The sequence below is a fragment of the Streptomyces sp. NBC_01176 genome (assembly GCF_045039825.1).
Lineage (GTDB): Bacteria > Actinomycetota > Actinomycetes > Streptomycetales > Streptomycetaceae > Streptomyces.
This window is the reverse complement of record NZ_CP108600.1, coordinates 735,178-753,612: the sequence shown is the minus strand read 5'-3', so window position 1 is coordinate 753,612 and position 18,435 is coordinate 735,178. Positions and strand designations below refer to the sequence as shown.

Genomic DNA, 18,435 nt, shown 5'->3' with positions numbered 1-18,435 from the left:
ATGATGATCGTCCCGTTCGGGGCCCGTGATTTTCTGGACCGCGCCACGACCGTGTACGCCGACCGGATCGGCATCGTCGACGAGCCGGAGCAGCCGGCGGAGCCCTGGGACGGGCTGACGTACCGGCGGATCGGCGAGCTGGCGCGCGCCCAGGCCGCCGGACTCGACGCGCTCGGCGTGCCTCACGGCGCGCGGGTCGCGGTGGTCTCACCCAACAGCGCACGGCTGCTCACCGCGTTCTTCGGCGTCAGCGGATTCGGGCGGGTCCTGGTGCCGGTCAACTTCCGGCTGACGGCGGACGAGGTGAACTACATCGTCGACCACTCGGGGGCGAGCGTCGTCCTCGTCGACCCCGAACTGACGGACCGGCTGGCCGGAATCACCTGCAAGCACCGGTTCACCATCGGCGCCGCCGCGGACGCGGAGCTGTACCGGTTCGGCGCCGAACCGGCGCCCTGGCGGCCGGACGAGAACGCCACCGCGACCATCAACTACACCAGCGGCACGACTGCCCGCCCCAAGGGCGTACAGATCACCCACCGCAACATCTGGGTGAACGCGGTGACCTTCGCCCTGCACGCGGGGGTCACGGACCGGGACGTGTACCTGCACACGCTCCCCATGTTCCATGCCAACGGCTGGGGCATGCCGTTCGCGATGTCGGCCCTGGGCGTACGGCAGATCGTCCTGCGCAAGGTCGACGGCGCCGAGATCCTGCGCCGGGTGGCCGAGCACGGCGTGACGGTGATGTGCGCGGCTCCCGCGGTCGTCAACGCGGTGCTCACCGCGGCCCGTTCCTGGGAGGGCGAGATCCCCGGCCGCGACCGCGTACGGATCATCGTCGCCGGCGCCCCACCGCCCACCCGGACCGTCGCCCGCGTCGAATCCGAACTGGGCTGGGAGTTCATCCAGATCTACGGCCTCACCGAGACCTCCCCCCTCCTCACGATCAACCGCACCCGCGCCGAGTGGGACGGCCTCGACACCCAGGCGCGCGCGGAGCACCTGGTCCGGGCCGGCGCTCCCGCGCTCGGCGTGACCCTGCGCACGGACGACGAGGGTGAGATCCTCGCCCGCTCGAACGTGGTCCTGGAGGGCTACTGGGACCAACCCGAAGAGACCGCCCGGGCGTTGTCCGACGGCTGGTTCCACACCGGCGACGGCGGCTCGGTCGGCGAGTACGGCCACCTGACCATCAGCGACCGCAAGAAGGACGTGATCATCACCGGTGGCGAGAACGTGTCCTCGATCGAGGTGGAGGATGTGCTCTTCAGCCACCCCGCGGTCGCCGAGGTCGCGGTGATCGGCGTCCCGCACGAGAGGTGGGGCGAGACGGTCAAGGCGCTGGTCGTCCTCGCGCCCGGCACCGAGGTGACGGAGGACGAGCTGGTCCAGTACTGCAAGGAACGCCTCGCCGGATTCAAGGCGCCGACCTCCGTGGAGTTCCGGGACCAACTGGCCCGTACGGCGACCGGCAAACTCCAGAAGTACAAACTGCGTGAGAAGTACTGGGAAGGACACAACCGAGGCGTCAACTGACGGACCGTGTCGATCCACGACGGCCTGGTGTCATACGGCCTGGTTCCTCGTGGTCCTCAGAGCCATCCCCGGCGCGCGGCCTGCCAGGCGAGTTGCATCCGGGTGGCCGCACCGGCGAGTTCCATCATGTGCTGGATGTGACGCTGCACGGTGCGGCGGCTCAGGCCCATCTGCGTGGCGATCGCCTTGTCGGCGACACCGGCCACGAGGAGGGACAGCAGCCGCCGGTCCGTGGACGAGAGCAGGTCGCCCGCCCCGACCCCGTCGGTACCGGCCACCGCGCCGGAGTCGTCGACGTCCAGGGGAACGGCGTCCTCCCAGTAGCGTTCGAACAGCGCGATGAGAGCGGCCAGCAGGTTGCTGTCCCGTACCAGCGCCGCGGTGGGCTCGTCGGGACTGCCCTGCGGGCCGCCGGGCACGAGCGGACAGACCGCGATGGCACGGTCCGCGACCGCCAGGCGCAGCGGCAGATGGGGGACCGCGCGTGCGACCTCCCCGGCCCGCACGCCCGCCACCACGTTGTCCACGGCGCCCGCGTCGTCGAAGAAGGCCTTCTCGTACAGGACCCGGTAGCGCACACCCCGCGCCAGCGCCTCGAACTCCGAGCTGTTGCTGCCCGACGGCATGGCGACGTACTGGGCCTTGCAGAACCAGAGCATCTCGTCCTGCACACTCGCCTGGATGTGGCGCAGATGCTGGCGCAGCGCCTCGGCCCCGGTGATGACCTCGATCAGTTCGCTGGCGTCCTGCCGGCGCATCGTGTCGCGGTAGGCCTGGAGCAGGCTGGTGGCCTCCGCCCTGGCGAGGTCCAACGCGTCGGCGTTCCGCTTCAGCCGCGGCATCAGCGCCACGTCGGGCGGAGTGGCCTGGAAGTGGCGGGGGAGCACGTCGGTGTGGCTGGCCATGCCTTTGGCCGAGAGCGCGTCGAGCGCCTGCTCGGCCTCCGCGCGGCTCAGTCCGGTGCGTTCGGCGACGTCCTGGGCCGAGGCCCGGCCCGTCGTCACCAGGTGTCGGTAGACGAACTCCTCGGTCACCGACACCCCTGCCGCCTCAAGCGACACAGCGCCCTCCCCGAGACCGACCGGCTTGACGGTTGAATACCGTACTGCATGCTGTGCGCCGGCAGTGGCCGACCGTCGCCGCACACCGTTCCGACGCCCGGATCGCGCCCCGGGGCCCGGTGTGCGGCGATATGAGCCGGTACGGGTCAGGCCGTGTGGAGAGTGAGTCCGTACCGGCTGAGGATCTCGTTGATCGGCTGGTACCAGGTCTCACCGCCGCTGCTGCAGTTGCCCCAGCCGCCGGAGGTGACGCCCTGGGCCTGGTCGCCGCTGATGAACGAGCCGCCGGAGTCGCCGGGTTCGGCACAGACGCTCGTCTTCGTCATCTGGTGCACGGCGCCCTGGCTGTAGTTGACGGTCTCGTTCTTCGCCAGCACGGTCCCGCAGTGCCAGTGCGACGTGGACCCCGAGCGGCAGATGGAGGCGCCGACGGGGGCCTCCGCCGAACCGCGGACGAGCTGGTCGGAGACGGTTCCCCAGCCCAGCACGACGGGCACGGTCCACCAGCCGCTGCCTACGTTGACCCAGGCGTAGTCGTTGTCGGGGAAGGACGATCCCTGGAAGTTGCCGATGTAGCTGCCGTCCCAGCCGCTGACACCGGCTCCCGGCTGCGCGCAGTGGCCCGCGGTGACGAATCCGCCGTACACCGAGAAGCCTATGGAACAACGGACATTGCCCGTGTAGTACGGATCGCCGCCCACCGTCCCCGCGGCGAAGGTGCGAGGTGCCTGCCGCGTCTCCTCGACGGTCACCGGACCGCTCCGCCGGGCTCGGTCCAGGAAGGTACGGACATCGTTGTCATCCTTGTGCGTGCCGACCACGCCGACGACGACCGAGTTGCTCCTGGTGTCCACGTGCCAACTGCCCACACCGGCCGGAGCCTTGAGGGCGTCGATGCGCTTCAGCGTCGCGTCGAGCTGCCGCTCGTTGTGCCGGACGAGTGCGACCTCCGCCCCCGTCGCCTCGACGGCCTTCCGCCGCGAGCTGTCGGCGACGGCGACGGTGAGTTTCCCGGTTCTGGCCTCGAACCACGATCCGCCGTATGCGTCGCCCGCGGCACGCTTGGCCGCGCCGTCCACCGTCCGGGCCGTCGCTTCGGCCTTGAGCCGTGCGGTGGCTTCGTCCTTGGACAGGCCCAAGTCCTTCTGCATGGCGGTGATCAGAGCCGACGACGCCGGGGCTTTGGGCGCGGAGGGGGACGCGCCCACGGGAGTGTCGGAGGCCGAGGCCTGGGTGCTGAGACCGGTGGCCACGGTGCTCAGGAGCAGCGCCGCGGACAGGCCGGCGCGCAGAACTGTCTTGCGTCTCAAGGGAGTTGCCTTTCGTCGTTCCGTCATGGGGGAGTGGAGCGGAAGGGCAGGCTGAGAGCGCTCTCAGAGACGTGCGACGCCGAGGTTAGCGACCGAGCGCGTGGAGGTCCATACCAAAGTCAGTGATCGTGTGGGCGGCCACTCCGGCGGTCCTTGCCGTCAGGCTCGAGCGCTGCGTCGAACCGAGTCTGGGTTGCGGGTTGTTACTCACTTTCGGGTGAGGGGTGGGGTGGCGCGAAGGGTGGCGTTTGTGGTGGCGTCCAGTGTTTTGGGAGATTGTGGCGTCAATCTGACGTTGTGGGGGATACGTGCAGCGTGCAGGCGAGGATCACAGCCTTGTCGTTGATCGGTAATGCCGTGCGGGTGGTGGACTCGAACGGCGTGGTGGGGCGGGAGGGTGTGGTTCTCGGCCAGTGGGCCGGGGCTCAAACTCGCGGATCCCGATGTGCGGTCCGCCTGTTCCTCTAGGGGGCGTTCGTGTCTGTTTCGCAGTCTGTGTTGGTTCGTCGTGCCGCCGTGGCCGCGATGGCCGCCGGTGTGGTGGCGGGTGCGGCGGCGCTGCCGGCGTCGGCGGACCAGGGGCGGTTTCCGCACCGTGCGCAGGTGCAGATCAGCCGGGTGCAGTACGACTCTCCGGGTTGGGACTCGGGGAGCAACGCGTCGCTGAACAAGGAGTGGGTGGAGGTGACGAACACGGGCCGTTCGGGGGTGAATCTGAACGGCTGGACGCTGGCGGGCCGTGACGGCCGCGCGTACGTGTTCCACCTGCGTCTCGGGGGCCGGACGACGGTGCGGGTGCACACGGGTGTGGGGCGTGATGCGGGTCGGGACGTGTTCCAGGACCGTCGTGGCTACGCCTGGGACAACCGCGCGGACACGGCGACGCTGCGCAACGACCGTCATCGTGTGATCGACGTGGTGACGTGGGGTCGCGGACCGGTCGGCCGCGGGCACGGCGCCCCCGGCGGACACAACGGGCGCGGACACGGCCTCCCCGGTGGTCACAACGGTCGCGGTCACCAGGTACCGGGTGGTCACAACGGTCGGGGTCACCAGGTACCGGGTGGTCACAACGGTCGGGGTCACGAGGTTCCGGGTGGTCACGACGGCCGTGGTCACGAGGTTCCGGGTGGTCACGACGGCCGTGGTCACGAGGTTCCGGGCGGTCACGACGGCCGTGGTCACGAGGTTCCGGGCGGACACCCTCGTCGCTGACACCCTCAGGGGAAGGCGAGGAGTCGAGCGCCGGTCGGCGCTCGGCGGGCCGGTGCGTGCGTGGGCGCGCACCGGCCTCGGCATGACCCGGTGCCGCGCGAACGTGATCGGTATCGGGGACCGGCGATGCTGCTTCCCGGGATGGTCTGCGTCGCGGCACCGCCGTTGCCGGTACCCGTGTCACCGTGGGAGGCAACGGTGCCGGCCGGGCGGGCACCCGGCGGCCCGGAGCCCTATTCGGCCCAGGGCTGGAAGCCGGTGTCGAGGACGGCCTTGAGGGACGTGCGCAGCCGGGCCGCCTCGTCGCCGCCGAAGCTCTCCTCGAATTGGGCCTGCACGGCCCTCCACAGCGGGAGCGCCGCCTTCAGCCGGGAGAGGCCGTCCGGCGTGATGGCGGCGATCCGTGCGCGGCGGTCGGTCGCCGACGGCTCGACGGTCACCAGGCCCTCCCGTGCGAGCGGCTTGAGGTTCGAGGCCATCGTCGTACGGTCCATCGCGATCGTGTCGGCGAGGCTGGTGATCGTCATCTCGCCGTGCGCGCTCAGCCTCTGCAGAATGCTGAACTGCGTGGCCCGGAGGCCGACGGGGGCCAAGGCCTTGTCGTACGTCGCCCCCAGGTATCGGGCCGCCTTGCGCAGCGCCAGGTTGTTGCACTGGTCGGCGACGCTCGTCGACGTAGGGGTCATGATCTCCTCCTGAGCTCCCCGTCCATCGTACGAGCCCATGCTCCTGTTCACGGCAAGCCCGACGGGGCGAGGGCCCGGGCCGGGGGATCAGGTGGAGGGGCCGGTCCGAAGGGCACGGTGGTTGCCGATCTGCAAATACGAGCATATGCTCCTAACGGTCGGTGTGGCGTGCCTGTCCGCCTGATCCGTTCCCGCGCCCTCTCCCCAGAAAGCCCCGCCATGGAATCCCCCGTCGGAGCCGCGCCCGAGCGTGAGCAGACACGTACGACCGTGGCCGAGCCGTCGCGGCCGCCCCGCTCCATCCGCCCCAGGCCACCGGTGAGGGCGTGGCTCCAGCCGGCCGTGATCTCCCTGGTCGTCGCGGCGGCCTTCATCTCCTGCTATGTCGGCCTGCAGCGTGATCCCCAGCCGCATCAGGTCCCGATCGCCGTCGCCGCACCTCTCATGCCGGGAGCGGTGCACGAGGCCCTCGGCGACACCGTCGAGGTGCACCCGGTCGTCGACGCCGGCGCCGCGCGCCGGGCGGTGGAGGGTCACGACGTCGTCGCCGCGCTGAGCGCGGACGGTTCGGACGGGCTGCGCCTGGAGATCGCGGGAGCCGACGGCACGTCCACCACGTCGGCCGTGAAGACGCTCGTGGGCGCCTACGCCCACGGGGCCGGCAAGCACCTCACCACCGACGACGTCGTACCCTTCGCCCACTTCGACACCAGGGGGCTGGCCGGCTTCTACATGGCCTTCGGTGTGACCCTGTCCGGCTTCGTCCTCGGCTCGAACGCGCTCGGACTGGCCGGTCTCCTGCACCTGCGCCACCGGTTCTGGCTGCTGGCCGGCGCCTCCGTGGCCATCGGCACCCTCGCCGCGATCATCGCGGGCCCCGTTCTCGGAGCGGTCCCGGCCCCGGTCGTCCCCCTAATAGTCACGCTCACCCTGCTGGCCGCCGCCGCAGCCTTCACCACCAAACTGCTGGGCACCTACCTCGGCCCCGTGGGAGTCCCCGTCGCCACCCTCCTGCTCCTCACCGTCGGCAACGCCACCAGCGGTGCCACCATCGGCGCCGATCTGCTGCCCGCCGCGGCCCGGACCGTCTCCGCGCTGCTGCCCCCGGGTGCCGCCGTCCGCGCCGTCACCGACCTGAGCTACTTCGACGGCGCGCACGCGGCAGGTCCCGTGATCACGCTCGCGCTGTGGGCCTGCGTCGCCGCGCTCCTGCTCGCCCTGCGCCCCCGTCTGAGGCGACGGCGCACCGAAGCCGCCGCCTGAACCGGTACGCCGGCCCCGGTCGATCCTCCACCACCGCCGTACACCGAGCGCGGCTCCGGTGTCGGGCGTCCACACGAGGTCAGGCCGGAGCGTGGCCTTCCGGCGAGCGAGGCCCCACAGGCCTCCATAGATTGGGAGAGGAAGAGACGGGGTCGTCCTCACCGCGGAGCGGCTCGGCCCTCAGCAAGTCACCCACCCGGTCACGCACCCCCGTGACGCGCTCCACCCACCCACCCCTTAACGCGCCCAGTCGCCGATGCAGCAGGAGGCCGACCGATGACCACCAGCGACCTTGTTCTCCTTTCCAACGCCGGTGACGTGGGCCGCGCGGTACTCGAGCAACTCCGCGCCCTGGACATGCCTGTCCGCGTACTGGTCCGCCGCGACGACGATCGCGCTGCCGGGCTGCGCGCGCTCGGAGCCGAGGTCGTCGTCGGTGATCTGACCCGTCCGGAGAGCGTCGCCGCCGCACTGCGCGGCGTCGGGAGGATGTACTTCGCGATGCCCGTGTCGCCGGACCATCTGCTGGCGACGACCGTGGTGGCCAGCGTGGCCCGCGACTGCGCGGAGCTGGACGTGCTGGTCGGCATGTCGCAGATGACGGTGTCGCAGATGACCGCCACCAGTACCGCGGAGTCGAACCAGCAGCGACTGCACTGGCTGGGCGAGCAGGTGCTGAACTGGTCGGGGCTGCCGGTGGTGCACATCCGCCCCACGTCGTTCCTGGACAACCCTCTCTTCACCACGCTGGCGGCACGGTCGATCCGGGAGAACGGCACCATCGCGCTGCCCTTCGGAACCGGGCGCACCTCACCGGTCGCCGTCGACGACGTCGCCCGGGTCGTCGCCACGGTCCTCCGTGATCCGGCTCCGCACATCGGCCATGTCTACGAGCTGACCGGTCCCCGCTCGGTCGACATGACCGAGATCGCCGAGGAGTTCTCGCGAGCCCTCGGGCGTCCGGTGTCCTACGTGGACGTGCCGCTGGACCAATGGCGGGCCGAGGTGCTCGCCAAGGCGGGCCTGCCGCCGCACACCGAACAGCACATCGCCACCATGGCCCGACTGCACCACGAGAACCGCTACGACCGGACCTCCGACGACGTCGAACGCCTGACGGGGGTACCGGCCCAGTCGGTCGAGACGTTCGTGGCCGCGCACAAGGACGTCTATCTGGGCTGACCCGCTACGGGCCGTCGGCCTGGGGCGCTCGCCGGAGGGAGCGACGCGGTGTCACGCGCGCGCGGTGGAGCACTCGGGACGCGGCCGACTGTCGAACCGCGCATGCGAACCAACCTGTGCGCATTGACTCGCATGTGCGGTGTAATCACCCTGGTCTGTGTCGTATCTGCTGACTGGGGGCGAAGCTGTGGGCGTACTGGTGGTGCAGCACCTGCGGGAGGAAGGCCCGTACGCGGTGGGCGAGGCGCTGGCGGCCGCGGGTCTGCGGATGCGGCCCTGCCGGGTGTGGGCAGGGGATCCGCTGCCCGAGAACCTGGCCGGAGTCGAGGCGCTCGTGGTGATGGGCGGCCCGATGGCCGCGTACAGCGACGCCGGGTTTCCCACCCGAGGCGCCGAACTCGACCTATTGCGGGCGGCGTTGGCCGCCGAGGTGCCGGTGCTCGGGGTGTGCCTGGGTGCGCAGCTGCTGGCGGTGGCGGCGGGCGGGACGGCCCGTACCGGGTCCGGGGCGCAGGTGGGCTGGGGCGAGGTGCGGACGTGTTCCGCGGCGGGCAGGGACCCACTGTTCATGGGGACGCCCGAGCGGCTGCGCGTGCTCCACTGGCATGCCGACACCATGGAACTGCCGCCCGGGGCCGTGCCGTTGGCGTTCTGCGAGCGGTATCCGGCGCAGGCCTTCCGCGTGGGCGGGGCCGCATGGGGCCTCCAGTTCCACCTGGAGGCCGACGAGGCGGCCGTGGACGCGTTCGCGGCGGCGTTCCCGGAGGACGCCGCCACCGCTCCGGGGCTGCGGGAGGCCGCGCCGGGCGAGCTGGCCGCACTGGCTCCGCACCGGGACCGGGTGTTCGGGAGGTTCGCGGCGCTGGTGGCCGCGCGAGCCGAACGCACCGCGACACGGACCTTCTTCACTCCGAAGGCCGCCGCCTGGGAGACGCGGTTCGCCGCCGACGGCCCGCGCTATGAGACCGCCGTCGCCCGCCTGGGACTGAGCCCCGGCCAGACGGCCCTGGACCTGGGCTGTGGCACCGGACGTGCTCTGCCGGCCCTGCGCGCGGAGGTGGGCGACAAGGGGACGGTGCTGGGCGTGGACGTCACTTCCGCCATGCTCGTGACCGCTGCCCGCGAGGGCCGCGCCGACCAGGCCTGCCTGCTGCTCGCCGACTGTCATCGGCTGCCGCTGCCACCTGGCGTGGTGGACGGAATCTTCACCGCCGGGCTGCTCGACCACCTTCCCGACCCGACGACCGCCCTGCGCGAATGGGCGAGGGTCACCACGCCGGGCGGCGCACTGCTCCTGTTCCATCCCTCGGGCCGCGCCGAACGCGCCCGCCGTCACGGCCGCCCACTGAGCCCCGACGACCCACTGGCCGAGCCGAACCTGCGGCCCGCGCTGGACGGCAGCGGCTGGCAACTGGACTCCTACGAGGACACCTCCGGGTATTTCCTGGCCCGCGTCGTTCGCACCTGCTGAGGCGATCGGTGCGGCCGCCGGACCAATCCGTGCGGGTGAGCGGCTTCGTACCAGGAGTGAGCGGGCCGAAGGGCCCGGACAGCGCTTCGGAGGCCACATCGCATGATCACTTTGGTTCTGATCGGACTGCTCGGCGGGTTGATCACCGCGGTGTCTCCCTGCATTCTCCCGGTGCTTCCCGTGGTGTTCCTGGCCGGCGGACCCACCACCGACAGCCCACGGGCGCGGCCGGGCAGAGCCGCTTCGGCCGATGCGGCCGCGTCGGCGGAAGGCGGCGCCGAAGCCGCCACCCTCGGCACCTCCGAGGACGGCGACGTCCTCCTGCAGACGCGGCCCGCACCCCGGTCCTCGCGCAACCGCAGGCCCTACGCCGTGGTCGCCGGCCTGGTGCTGAGCTTCAGCTTCTTCACGCTGCTGGGCGTCACCATCATCTCCGCGCTGGGCCTGCCGGAGGACATCCTGCGCTACGTCGGTCTGGTCCTTCTGGTGCTCATCGGTCTCGGTCTGGTCTTCCCGGCCGTGGAGCGTGTCCTGGAGAAGCCGTTCGCGCGGATCCCGCAACGACAGGTCAACAAGGACGGCAGCGCCTTCGTCCTGGGCCTGGGCCTGGGGCTGCTGTACGTGCCGTGCGCCGGTCCCGTGCTCGCGGCCATCACCGTGGCCGGCGCGCGCGGCCGACTCAGCCTCGACGTCGTCGCGTTGACGGTCTCCTTCGCTCTCGGTACGGCCCTTCCGCTGTTGGTGTTCGCGCTGGCCGGGCGCCGGGTCGCCGAACGGGTCGGTGCCTTCCGCAAGCGGGCCCGCGCCCTGCGGTTCGGCGCGGGGTGCCTGATGATCGTGCTCGCGTTCGGCCTGGCCTTCAACGTCACCGACGCCATCCAGCGGGCGCTGCCCGACTACACCTCCGCCGCACAGAAGAAGATCGAGGACAGTGACACCGCCCGTCAGAAGCTGTCCGGCCTGTACGACAACTCCAACAAGGAGCTCTCACGCTGCGAGGACGGTGTCGACGAACTGCGTTCCTGCGGACAGGCGCCGCCCATCGGGGGCATCACGAAGTGGCTCAACACACCCGGTGGCAAGCCGGTCGACCTCAGGGCGGAGCGCGGCAAGGTCGTCCTGATCGACTTCTGGACCTATTCGTGCATCAACTGCCAGCGCAGCCTGCCCCACATCAAGGCCTGGGAACGCGCCTACGCCTCCTCGGGACTTCAGGTGATCGGGGTCCACTCTCCCGAGTTCGCCTTCGAGAAGAAGCCGGGCAACGTCGCCGACCAGGCCAGGAAGCTGGGCGTGACCTATCCGGTCGCCCTCGACAACAAGCTGACGACCTGGAACAACTACCGCAACCGGTACTGGCCCGCCAAGTACCTGATCGACTCGCACGGCACCGTGCGCTACTTCAAGTTCGGTGAGGGGCAGTACGCGCAGACCGAGGACCTGATCCGTACCCTCCTCGAGCAGGCGAACCCCTCCGTCCGGCTGCCCGCGAAGACCGGTCAGCAGGATGCCGCGCCGACCCGCGACCGTACTCCCGAGACGTACCTCAGCAACCTGCGCATCAGCGGATACGTGGGCGACCCGCTCCTCGACGACCGGCCCAAGACCTACCATTTCCCGGCAGCACTCCCGCTCGGCAGGCTCTCCCTCGACGGCACCTGGACCGCGGGGTACGACCACTTCACCGCCGGCGCCGACGCGCGCCTCGCCTTCACCTACAGGGCCAGGAACGTCAACCTGGTCCTCGCGGGCAACGGACCCGTCACCGTCCTCGTCGACGGCAAGGCCGTCAGGACCCTCCACATCGACGGCACCCCCACCCTGCACCGGCTCGTCGACGAGGACACCCCGCGCCAGGCCCGGCTCGAACTCCGCCTCGCGCCCGGGATCCAGGCCTACGCGTTCACCTTCGGATAGACCTGCCGCGCCCGCTCGGCCGACATCGCGCGGCCGGCGCCGGGTACGGTCAAGATCGGTCCCGGCGGTGACCGGGGCCACGCACGCGGGACACACGACGATGGGGGACATGTGACCGACGAGACCACCCGTGCCGCACGACTGCTGGACGCCCAGGACAAGGCCGCCCAGCTCTTCGCCGAGATCGAGGCGAGGGGGCTGGTCGCACCCGGAGAGGGCGAGCGAGCGGTCAGCGACCGGATCCGCGACCTGGCGAACGACCTGTTCGGTCCGACGCGCCACTGGCACAAGCGCATCGTCCGCTCCGGACCGAACACCCTCCACCCGTACCGGGAGAATCCCCCGGACCGGGTCATCGGCCGGGACGACATCGCCTTCGCGGACTTCGGACCGATCTTCGAGGAGTGGGAGGCCGACTTCGGCCGCACCTTCGTGCTCGGCGACGACCCCGTCAAGCACCGGCTGCGCGACGACCTGCCCGAGATCTTCGCCGCGGGCCGCCGCGCCTTCGAGGCGGACCCGGACATCACCGGCGCCCGCCTGCACGCCGAGATCGGGCGGCTGGCCACCGAACGCGGCTGGGAACTGGGCGGCTGGCACGCCGGACATCCGGTGGGCGAGTTCCCGCACGAGAAGATCGACGGCGCCGACATCGAGTCGTACATCGCCCCGGGGAACGACACCCCGCTCCGGCGTCCCGACCGGGCCGGACGCGTCTGCCACTGGATCCTGGAGATCCACCTCGTCGACCGCGAGCGCGGCTTCGGCGGCTTCTACGAGGAACTCCTCGACCTGGGCTGAGCTGGGCCCGGCCAGGGCCGAAGCGGTCGCGGGGGCGTGCCGGCCGCGTGTCGGCGCCGGCCGGCGAGCACGCCCCCGCGGTGCGTCGCGGGGGCGGCGCCGCGCCGTCAGCCCCACGGGAACCACCGCACCGGGTCGTCTCAACATGTGACTCAGGCATTTGACATTAGATCCTCTTATGGATGATAAAGAAGTTGCTTTGGCCATTCATATGCGCGGCGGGACCCTCGCGGCGTGAGGCCGGCGCCCCGTCCAAGTGAATGAGTCCCTCCGTGTCCCACTCCATCGCTGACCAGCCCGTCTCCGACGCCGTCGGGCAGTGGCACGCGTGGCGCGCCGAGCGTCACCGGGCCCTCACCTCCCCGGCCGGGAACCTCGCCCTCGTCGAGACCCGCTGGCTCCCCGCCGGCGCGGACCCGGACCCCGAGAAGGCCCGGGCCGGTCAGCCGGAGACCATGACGGTCACCGCGCTGCGGCGCACCGACCTCGTCACCGGCGGGTCCGAGGACGGCCTGCGCTTCTGGGACGCGGACGCGCCCGCCATCCGCCACTTCGACCGGGTCGACGCCTTCCCCTACGACCCCGCCTGGGTGCTTCACGCGACCTACACCCCGGTGTCCGACGCCCGGCGTGTGTCCTTCGAGCACCTCAGGGACAACGGTGGCACCCGCGACCTGGTCGTCCCCGGCGACATCACCCTCACCGTCGACGGCCGCGACTACACGCTCAGCGCCTTCGACGACGACGGCACCCTCCTGCTCGTCTTCGGCGATCCCACCAACGGGGACACCACGTACGGCGCCGGCCGCTTCCTCTTCGTACAGCGCACGGAGGACGACCACCGCGTCCTCCTCGACTTCAACCGCGCCTTCGTACCGCCCTGCGGGTTCTCGGATCAGTACAACTGTCCGATGCCGCCGCGGCAGAACCGCTTCCACCTGCCCGTCGAGGCGGGCGAGAAGCTCCCCGTCTTCCGCGCCGGCTTCGACGCACAGCACTGACCGTCCCGCAGCCTCCCGCACCGCAGCACGAAAGCGCCCCTTCACCATGAGCATCAAGAAGACCTCCCTGTACGGCACCACGACGGCGGCCACCCTCGCCCTGGCCCTGACCGCCTGTGGCGGCTCCGGCTCGGGCGGCGGTGCCACGGGCGGCTCCTACGACAAGAACGCCACCGTCAACATCGGCTCCCTGTACGAGCCGCAGAACCTCGACAACACCGCGGGCGGCGGCCAGGGCGTCACCGAGGCCCTCAACGGCAACGTCTACGAAGGACTGTTCAAGCTCACCGACGACGGCAAGGTGGAGAAGCTCCTCGCCCAGGACTACAAGGTCAGCGGCGACGGACTCACGTACACCTTCACCCTGCGCGACGGCGTGAAGTTCCACAGCGGCAAGGCACTCACCAGCCAGGACGTCAAGTACAGCCTGCAGAAGGTTCTCGCGGACGACTCCCAGTCCGCCCGCAAGAGCAACCTCGAGGTCGTCAAGGACATCGCCACCCCCGACCAGCGGACCGTCAAGGTCACGCTGTCGAAGAAGTCGATCTCCTTCGTCTACAACCTCTCCTACGTCTGGATCATCAACTCCCAGGCCAAGAACCTGAAGACGACCGAGGACGGCACCGGCCCGTACAAGCTGGACAAGTGGACGCGCGGCTCCGCCCTCGGCCTGGACCGGTACGCCGGCTACTGGGGCCGCGCCGCCGGCAACCAGAAGGTCGTCTTCCACTACTACAAGGACGCCACGGCACTCAACAACGCCCTGCTGACCAACGCCGTCGACGTGGTCACCAGCGAGCAGTCGCCCGACGCCCTGGATCAGTTCAAGAGCAACCAGAACTACAAGGTCAACGACGGCGACTCCACCACCAAGCTGCTGCTCGCCTTCAACGACAAGGCCAAGCCCTTCACGAACGTCAAGGTGCGCCAGGCCGTGTCGTCCGCCATCGACGACAAGAAGCTCCTGGAGTCGGTCTGGGCGGGCTACGGCAAGCTCATCGGCTCGATGGTGCCGCCCACCGACCCCTGGTACGAGGACCTCACCAAGGTCAACGCCTACGACCCGACGCACGCCAAGCAGCTGCTCGCCGAGGCCGGGTACGCCAAGGGCTTCACCTTCACCCTCGACACCCCGAACTACGACCCGCACCCCACCGCCGCGACCTTCATCAAGTCCCAGCTCGCCAAGGTCGGCATCACCGTCAAGATCAACACGATCACGCCCGACGAGTGGTACACGAAGGTCTACAAGAACCACGACTTCACGGCCACGCTCCAGGAGCACGTCAACGACCGTGACCTCGTCTGGTACGGCAACCCCGACTTCTACTGGGGCTACGACAACAAGCAGGTCACGCAGTGGGTCGAGCAGGCCGAAGAGGCCTCCACCACCGCCGAGCAGACCGCACTGCTGAAGAAGGTCAACGAGAAGACCGCCGAGGACGCGGCCAGCGACTGGCTCTACCTCTACCCGCAGATCGTCGTCGCGAGCAGCAAGCTCTCGGGCTACCCGCTCAACGGCCTCAACTCGCAGTTCTACGCCTACGACATCAAGAAGAAGGGCTGATGGCGCGCTACCTCCTGCGCCGACTGGCCTTCCTCGTGGTGTCGCTGGCCCTGGCGAGCGTCGTGCTGTTCGTCCTGCTGCGCATGCTCCCGGGCGACCCGGCCAACGCACTCACCTCGGTGGGCGCCAGCCCGGAACAGATCGCCGCGGCACGGCACTCCATCGGGTCCGACAGGCCACTGCCCGAACAGTTCACGCACTGGCTCGGGCAGCTGGCGCACGGCGACCTCGGCACCTCCTTCGTCAGCTCACTGCCCGTCGGCCCCGAGGTCACCTCCCGGCTGGACGTCACCGTCCCGCTGACCCTCGCCGCCTTCGTCCTCGCCGTTCTCATCGCGGTGCCGGCCGGGTTCGTCGCCGCCTACAAGCGGCGCACCTGGTACGGGGCGTTGCTCAGTGGCGTGTCCCAACTGGGCATCGCCATCCCGGTGTTCTGGCTCGGCATGATCCTCGTCGCCGTCTTCGCGCTGAACGCGGGCTGGCTCCCGGCAGGCGGCTTCCCCCCGGACGGCTGGTCCGAGCCCGCCGAAGCGATCCGTTCCCTCGTGCTGCCCGTCGTCACCATCGCCCTGGTGATGAGCGCGTCCATGATCCGCTACGTCCGCTCCGCCACCCTCGACGTCCTCGGCAGCGACTACCTGCGTACCGCCCGCGCCCTGGGTTCGTCCTTCGGGCGGGCCATGTGGCGGCACGGCCTGCGCAACAGCTCCGTGCCGGTGATCTCCGTCCTCGCCATCGAGCTCGCCTCCACCCTGCTCGGCGCGGTCGTCGTGGAGTCCGTGTACGCGCTGCCGGGCCTCGGCTCGATGCTCGCCACCGGCATCGCCCAGCACGACTACCCCGTCATCCAGGCCGTCCTGTTCGTCTCCACCCTCGCCGTCCTGCTCATCGGCTTCGTCGCCGACCTCGTCCAGCGATTCGTCGACCCACGGCTGCGCGGACGACTCTCCGGAGGTGCCCGATGACCGCGCCCGAGGCGCTCGTACCGGTGCTGTCCGAGAAGGCACCGCCGGGCGGCCGGCGAATCGGCCGTTCCGCCACGCTCGTCGTCGGCTGTGTCCTCGCCGGACTCATCGCTCTGCTCGCCCTGGTCTCCCTGTTCTGGCTGCCCTACTCCGCGGACGACACCTCCGGCGGACGGCTCGCCGGACCCGGCGGGGGACATCTGCTGGGCACCGACAAACTCGGGCGCGACCTGTTCACCCAGGTCATGACCGGCTCGCGGATCGCCGTCGAGGCCGGGCTCGGATCGGTGCTCCTCGCCGCCGCCATCGGCGTCACCCTGGGGGTGCTCGCGGCGTTCGCGCAGGGCTGGCTCGACGACACGCTGTCCGCGTTCCTCGACATCCTGATCGCCTTTCCCACGCTGCTGCTCGCGATGCTCATCGTCGCCGCGCGCTCGGCGACCCTCGGCTCCGCGATCCTCGCGATCGGACTGGCGCAGAGCGCCGTCGTCGCCAGACTGGTGCGCATCCTGGTCAAGCGGGTCCTGGCGCAGGACTACATCACCGCCGCCCGCACGTCCGGCACCTCCTGGCCGCGTACGGTGCTCGGCCACGTCCTGCCCAACATCTGGCCCACCCTTGTGGTCAACCTCGCGCTGCAGTTCGGGCTCGCCGTGCTGGCCGAGGCCGGCCTGTCCTACCTGGGCCTGGGTGCGCCGCCGCCCAACGCCTCGTGGGGCCGCATGCTCCAGGAGGCGCAGGCCACCTTCACCACGGCTCCCGCCGGGGCGCTCGCCCCGGGCATCCTGCTCGTCCTGCTCGTGATCGGCGTCAACCTCATCGCCGACGGCGTGCGGGAGGCCCTCGACCCGGCGACCCGCCGGAGGCGCACATGACCCTCCTCGACGTACGGGGCCTGACCGTCGCCACCTCGGACGGCCGGACACTGGTCGACGACCTCTCCTTCACCGTCGCGAGCGGCGAACGGCTGGGACTCATCGGCGAGTCCGGTTCCGGCAAGTCGCTCACCACCCTCGCCGTGCTCGGCCTGCTGCCCGACGGCATGACCGCCACCGGCAGCATCGACCTCGGTGGCACCCAGATCGTCGGCGCCACCGAGAAGAGACTCACCTCCGTCCGCGGCCGGGACGCCGCCGTCGTCTTCCAGGAGCCGCTCACCGCGCTCGACCCGCTGATGCGCGTGGGCCGGCAGATCGCCGAACCCCTCCGCAGACACACCGGTCTGAAGGGAGCCGGCCTGCGCGACGCCGTACGCGACGCGCTGGCACAGGTACGGCTGCCGGAACCCGAACGGATCGCCCGCGCCTTTCCGCACGAGATCTCCGGCGGACAGCGACAGCGCGTCGCCCTGGCCATGGCTCTGGCGTGCGCACCCAGACTGCTGATCGCCGACGAACCGACCACCGCGCTGGACGTGTCCGTGCAGGCGGAGATGCTCGACCTCCTCGACACCCTCGTCCGGGAACGGGAGATGGCGGTGCTCTTCGTCAGCCACGACCTCGCCGTCGTGGCCAGGGTGACCGACCGCGCCCTGGTGATGAAGGAAGGCCGGGCCGTCGAGGAAGGTCCCGTCCACACCCTCATCCGCTCGCCGCGCGAGGAGTACACGGAAGCGCTCGTGGCCAGCGCCCGCAGACTGCAGTCGGCCCTGGACCTGAGGAGCGCGCGGTGACGCCCGTACTGGAACTGAAGGACGTGGCGCTGCGCCATCGGGGCAGCGCGGCCAACGTGGTCGAGGACGTCTCGCTCACCGTCGAGGCCGGACACAGCCTCGCCCTTGTCGGCGAGTCCGGGGCCGGCAAGACGACGCTGCTGCGCCTGCTGCTGGGCCTGACCCGCCCCACCGCGGGCAGTGTCCGCTTCGACGGAGCCGACCTGTCGCTGCGCGACCGGCGGCAGCTGCGCCGCTTCCGGAGCAGCGTGCAGTGCGTCTTCCAGGATCCCTACTCCTCACTCGACCCCCGCCGTCGCGTGGGCGCCATCGTGGCGGAGCCGCTTCGCTCCCTCGGCATCGACACCAGGGCCGGCGCGGCCCCGAAGGCGGCGGCGGCACTTGAGCGGGTCGGCCTGCCCGCCGACGCGGCGGACCGCTACCCGCACGAGTTCTCCGGGGGACAGCGGCAGCGGATCGCCATCGCCCGCGCCACGGTGTGCCATCCGCGGGTGCTGCTGGCCGACGAACCCGTCAGCGCACTCGACGTCACCACCCGGGTCAAGGTCGTCGACCTGCTCGCCGACCTCAAGCAGGAGCAGGGACTCACGATCGTGATGGTCTCCCACGACCTGTCGGTCGTCGCGTCCCTGTGCGAGCGCACCGCCGTGCTGGAACACGGCCACGTCGTCGAGCAGGGCGACACCGACCAGGTGCTGGGCGACCCTGCGCACCCCTACACCCGCCGTCTGCTCGACAGCGTGCCGCGACTGCCCGTCTGAACCACCCCCGGATCAGGCCGGATT

16 protein-coding genes are annotated in these 18,435 nt (G+C 70.6%); 13 read left to right on the top strand and 3 right to left on the bottom strand.

Annotated elements, in window-relative coordinates:
* Positions 1 to 3: 3 nt before the first annotated feature.
* The gene (locus OG199_RS02950; RefSeq protein WP_401805035.1) at positions 4 to 1,539 is read left to right on the top strand and encodes an AMP-binding protein; all 1,536 of its coding nucleotides are present in this window, start codon (positions 4 to 6) and stop codon (positions 1,537 to 1,539) included.
* A 56-nt stretch (positions 1,540 to 1,595) separates the two neighbouring features.
* Here OG199_RS02950 and OG199_RS02945 read toward each other — a convergent pair whose 3' ends face one another.
* Together OG199_RS02945 and OG199_RS02940 are read right to left on the bottom strand one after the other, a co-directional pair.
* Complete coding sequence (locus OG199_RS02945) at positions 1,596 to 2,600, bottom strand: helix-turn-helix domain-containing protein (protein WP_356804846.1); 1,005 nt, start codon at positions 2,598 to 2,600, stop codon at positions 1,596 to 1,598.
* 146 nt (positions 2,601 to 2,746) lie between these two features.
* The gene (locus OG199_RS02940) at positions 2,747 to 3,937 is read right to left on the bottom strand and encodes a S1 family peptidase (protein WP_405827734.1); all 1,191 of its coding nucleotides are present in this window, start codon (positions 3,935 to 3,937) and stop codon (positions 2,747 to 2,749) included.
* Positions 3,938 to 4,435: 498 nt separating this feature from the next.
* On the opposite strand from OG199_RS02940, the gene OG199_RS02935 reads away from it, so the two are divergent.
* Positions 4,436 to 5,125: a lamin tail domain-containing protein gene (locus OG199_RS02935; RefSeq protein ID WP_405834406.1), complete on the top strand. Its 690-nt coding sequence runs from the start codon at positions 4,436 to 4,438 to the stop codon at positions 5,123 to 5,125.
* 233 nt (positions 5,126 to 5,358) lie between these two features.
* Here the strand turns inward: OG199_RS02935 and OG199_RS02930 are convergent, their stop codons facing one another.
* Positions 5,359 to 5,811: a MarR family winged helix-turn-helix transcriptional regulator gene (locus OG199_RS02930; RefSeq protein WP_356807113.1), complete on the bottom strand. Its 453-nt coding sequence runs from the start codon at positions 5,809 to 5,811 to the stop codon at positions 5,359 to 5,361.
* Positions 5,812 to 6,030: 219 nt separating this feature from the next.
* On the opposite strand from OG199_RS02930, the gene OG199_RS02925 reads away from it, so the two are divergent.
* From OG199_RS02925 to OG199_RS02875, 11 genes are all read left to right on the top strand, one after another.
* Positions 6,031 to 7,074 carry a hypothetical protein gene (locus OG199_RS02925; RefSeq protein WP_405827732.1) on the top strand — a complete coding sequence of 348 codons (1,044 nt, stop codon included), beginning with the start codon at positions 6,031 to 6,033 and terminating at the stop codon, positions 7,072 to 7,074.
* Positions 7,075 to 7,350: 276 nt separating this feature from the next.
* Positions 7,351 to 8,256 carry an NAD(P)H-binding protein gene (locus OG199_RS02920; protein ID WP_356807116.1) on the top strand — a complete coding sequence of 302 codons (906 nt, stop codon included), beginning with the start codon at positions 7,351 to 7,353 and terminating at the stop codon, positions 8,254 to 8,256.
* Between the two features lie 187 nt (positions 8,257 to 8,443).
* Positions 8,444 to 9,727: a methyltransferase domain-containing protein gene (locus OG199_RS02915; protein ID WP_405827730.1), complete on the top strand. Its 1,284-nt coding sequence runs from the start codon at positions 8,444 to 8,446 to the stop codon at positions 9,725 to 9,727.
* A gap of 102 nt (positions 9,728 to 9,829) precedes the next feature.
* Complete coding sequence (locus tag OG199_RS02910; protein ID WP_405827728.1) at positions 9,830 to 11,644, top strand: cytochrome c biogenesis protein CcdA; 1,815 nt, start codon at positions 9,830 to 9,832, stop codon at positions 11,642 to 11,644.
* A 111-nt stretch (positions 11,645 to 11,755) separates the two neighbouring features.
* Positions 11,756 to 12,445, top strand: coding sequence for a M24 family metallopeptidase (locus tag OG199_RS02905; RefSeq protein WP_405827726.1), 690 nt, complete (start codon positions 11,756 to 11,758; stop codon positions 12,443 to 12,445).
* A gap of 260 nt (positions 12,446 to 12,705) precedes the next feature.
* Positions 12,706 to 13,446 (top strand): DUF1684 domain-containing protein, encoded by a 741-nt coding sequence (locus tag OG199_RS02900; protein WP_405827725.1) that lies wholly within the window; start codon positions 12,706 to 12,708, stop codon positions 13,444 to 13,446.
* A gap of 46 nt (positions 13,447 to 13,492) precedes the next feature.
* Positions 13,493 to 15,013 carry an ABC transporter substrate-binding protein gene (locus OG199_RS02895; RefSeq protein ID WP_405827723.1) on the top strand — a complete coding sequence of 507 codons (1,521 nt, stop codon included), beginning with the start codon at positions 13,493 to 13,495 and terminating at the stop codon, positions 15,011 to 15,013.
* On the top strand, positions 15,013 to 15,978 hold the full coding sequence (locus OG199_RS02890) for an ABC transporter permease (RefSeq protein ID WP_405827721.1): 966 nt from the start codon (positions 15,013 to 15,015) through the stop codon (positions 15,976 to 15,978). The genes OG199_RS02895 and OG199_RS02890 overlap by 1 nt, the downstream gene beginning before the upstream one ends.
* Entirely contained in the window at positions 15,975 to 16,853 is an 879-nt protein-coding gene (locus OG199_RS02885; RefSeq protein ID WP_405827719.1) for an ABC transporter permease, read from the top strand. The genes OG199_RS02890 and OG199_RS02885 overlap by 4 nt, the downstream gene beginning before the upstream one ends.
* Positions 16,850 to 17,650 carry an ABC transporter ATP-binding protein gene (locus OG199_RS02880; protein WP_356807130.1) on the top strand — a complete coding sequence of 267 codons (801 nt, stop codon included), beginning with the start codon at positions 16,850 to 16,852 and terminating at the stop codon, positions 17,648 to 17,650. The genes OG199_RS02885 and OG199_RS02880 overlap by 4 nt, the downstream gene beginning before the upstream one ends.
* Positions 17,647 to 18,411: an ABC transporter ATP-binding protein gene (locus tag OG199_RS02875; protein ID WP_405827717.1), complete on the top strand. Its 765-nt coding sequence runs from the start codon at positions 17,647 to 17,649 to the stop codon at positions 18,409 to 18,411. Before OG199_RS02880 ends, OG199_RS02875 begins: the two co-directional genes overlap by 4 nt.
* The last annotated feature ends 24 nt before the right edge of the window (positions 18,412 to 18,435 follow it).

Bases quoted from the DNA above. Each gene is read 5' to 3' on its own strand.
- OG199_RS02950 (WP_401805035.1), top strand. From the start codon at position 4: ATGATCGTCCCGTTCGGGGCCCGTGATTTTCTGGACCGCGCCACGACC.
- OG199_RS02940 (WP_405827734.1), bottom strand. From the start codon at position 3,937: ATGACGGAACGACGAAAGGCAACTCCCTTGAGACGCAAGACAGTTCTG.
- OG199_RS02935 (WP_405834406.1), top strand. From the start codon at position 4,436: ATGGCCGCCGGTGTGGTGGCGGGTGCGGCGGCGCTGCCGGCGTCGGCG.
- OG199_RS02930 (WP_356807113.1), bottom strand. From the start codon at position 5,811: ATGACCCCTACGTCGACGAGCGTCGCCGACCAGTGCAACAACCTGGCG.
- OG199_RS02925 (WP_405827732.1), top strand. From the start codon at position 6,031: ATGGAATCCCCCGTCGGAGCCGCGCCCGAGCGTGAGCAGACACGTACG.
- OG199_RS02920 (WP_356807116.1), top strand. From the start codon at position 7,351: ATGACCACCAGCGACCTTGTTCTCCTTTCCAACGCCGGTGACGTGGGC.
- OG199_RS02910 (WP_405827728.1), top strand. From the start codon at position 9,830: ATGATCACTTTGGTTCTGATCGGACTGCTCGGCGGGTTGATCACCGCG.
- OG199_RS02900 (WP_405827725.1), top strand. From the start codon at position 12,706: ATGAGTCCCTCCGTGTCCCACTCCATCGCTGACCAGCCCGTCTCCGAC.
- OG199_RS02895 (WP_405827723.1), top strand. From the start codon at position 13,493: ATGAGCATCAAGAAGACCTCCCTGTACGGCACCACGACGGCGGCCACC.
- OG199_RS02890 (WP_405827721.1), top strand. From the start codon at position 15,013: ATGGCGCGCTACCTCCTGCGCCGACTGGCCTTCCTCGTGGTGTCGCTG.
- OG199_RS02885 (WP_405827719.1), top strand. From the start codon at position 15,975: ATGACCGCGCCCGAGGCGCTCGTACCGGTGCTGTCCGAGAAGGCACCG.
- OG199_RS02880 (WP_356807130.1), top strand. From the start codon at position 16,850: ATGACCCTCCTCGACGTACGGGGCCTGACCGTCGCCACCTCGGACGGC.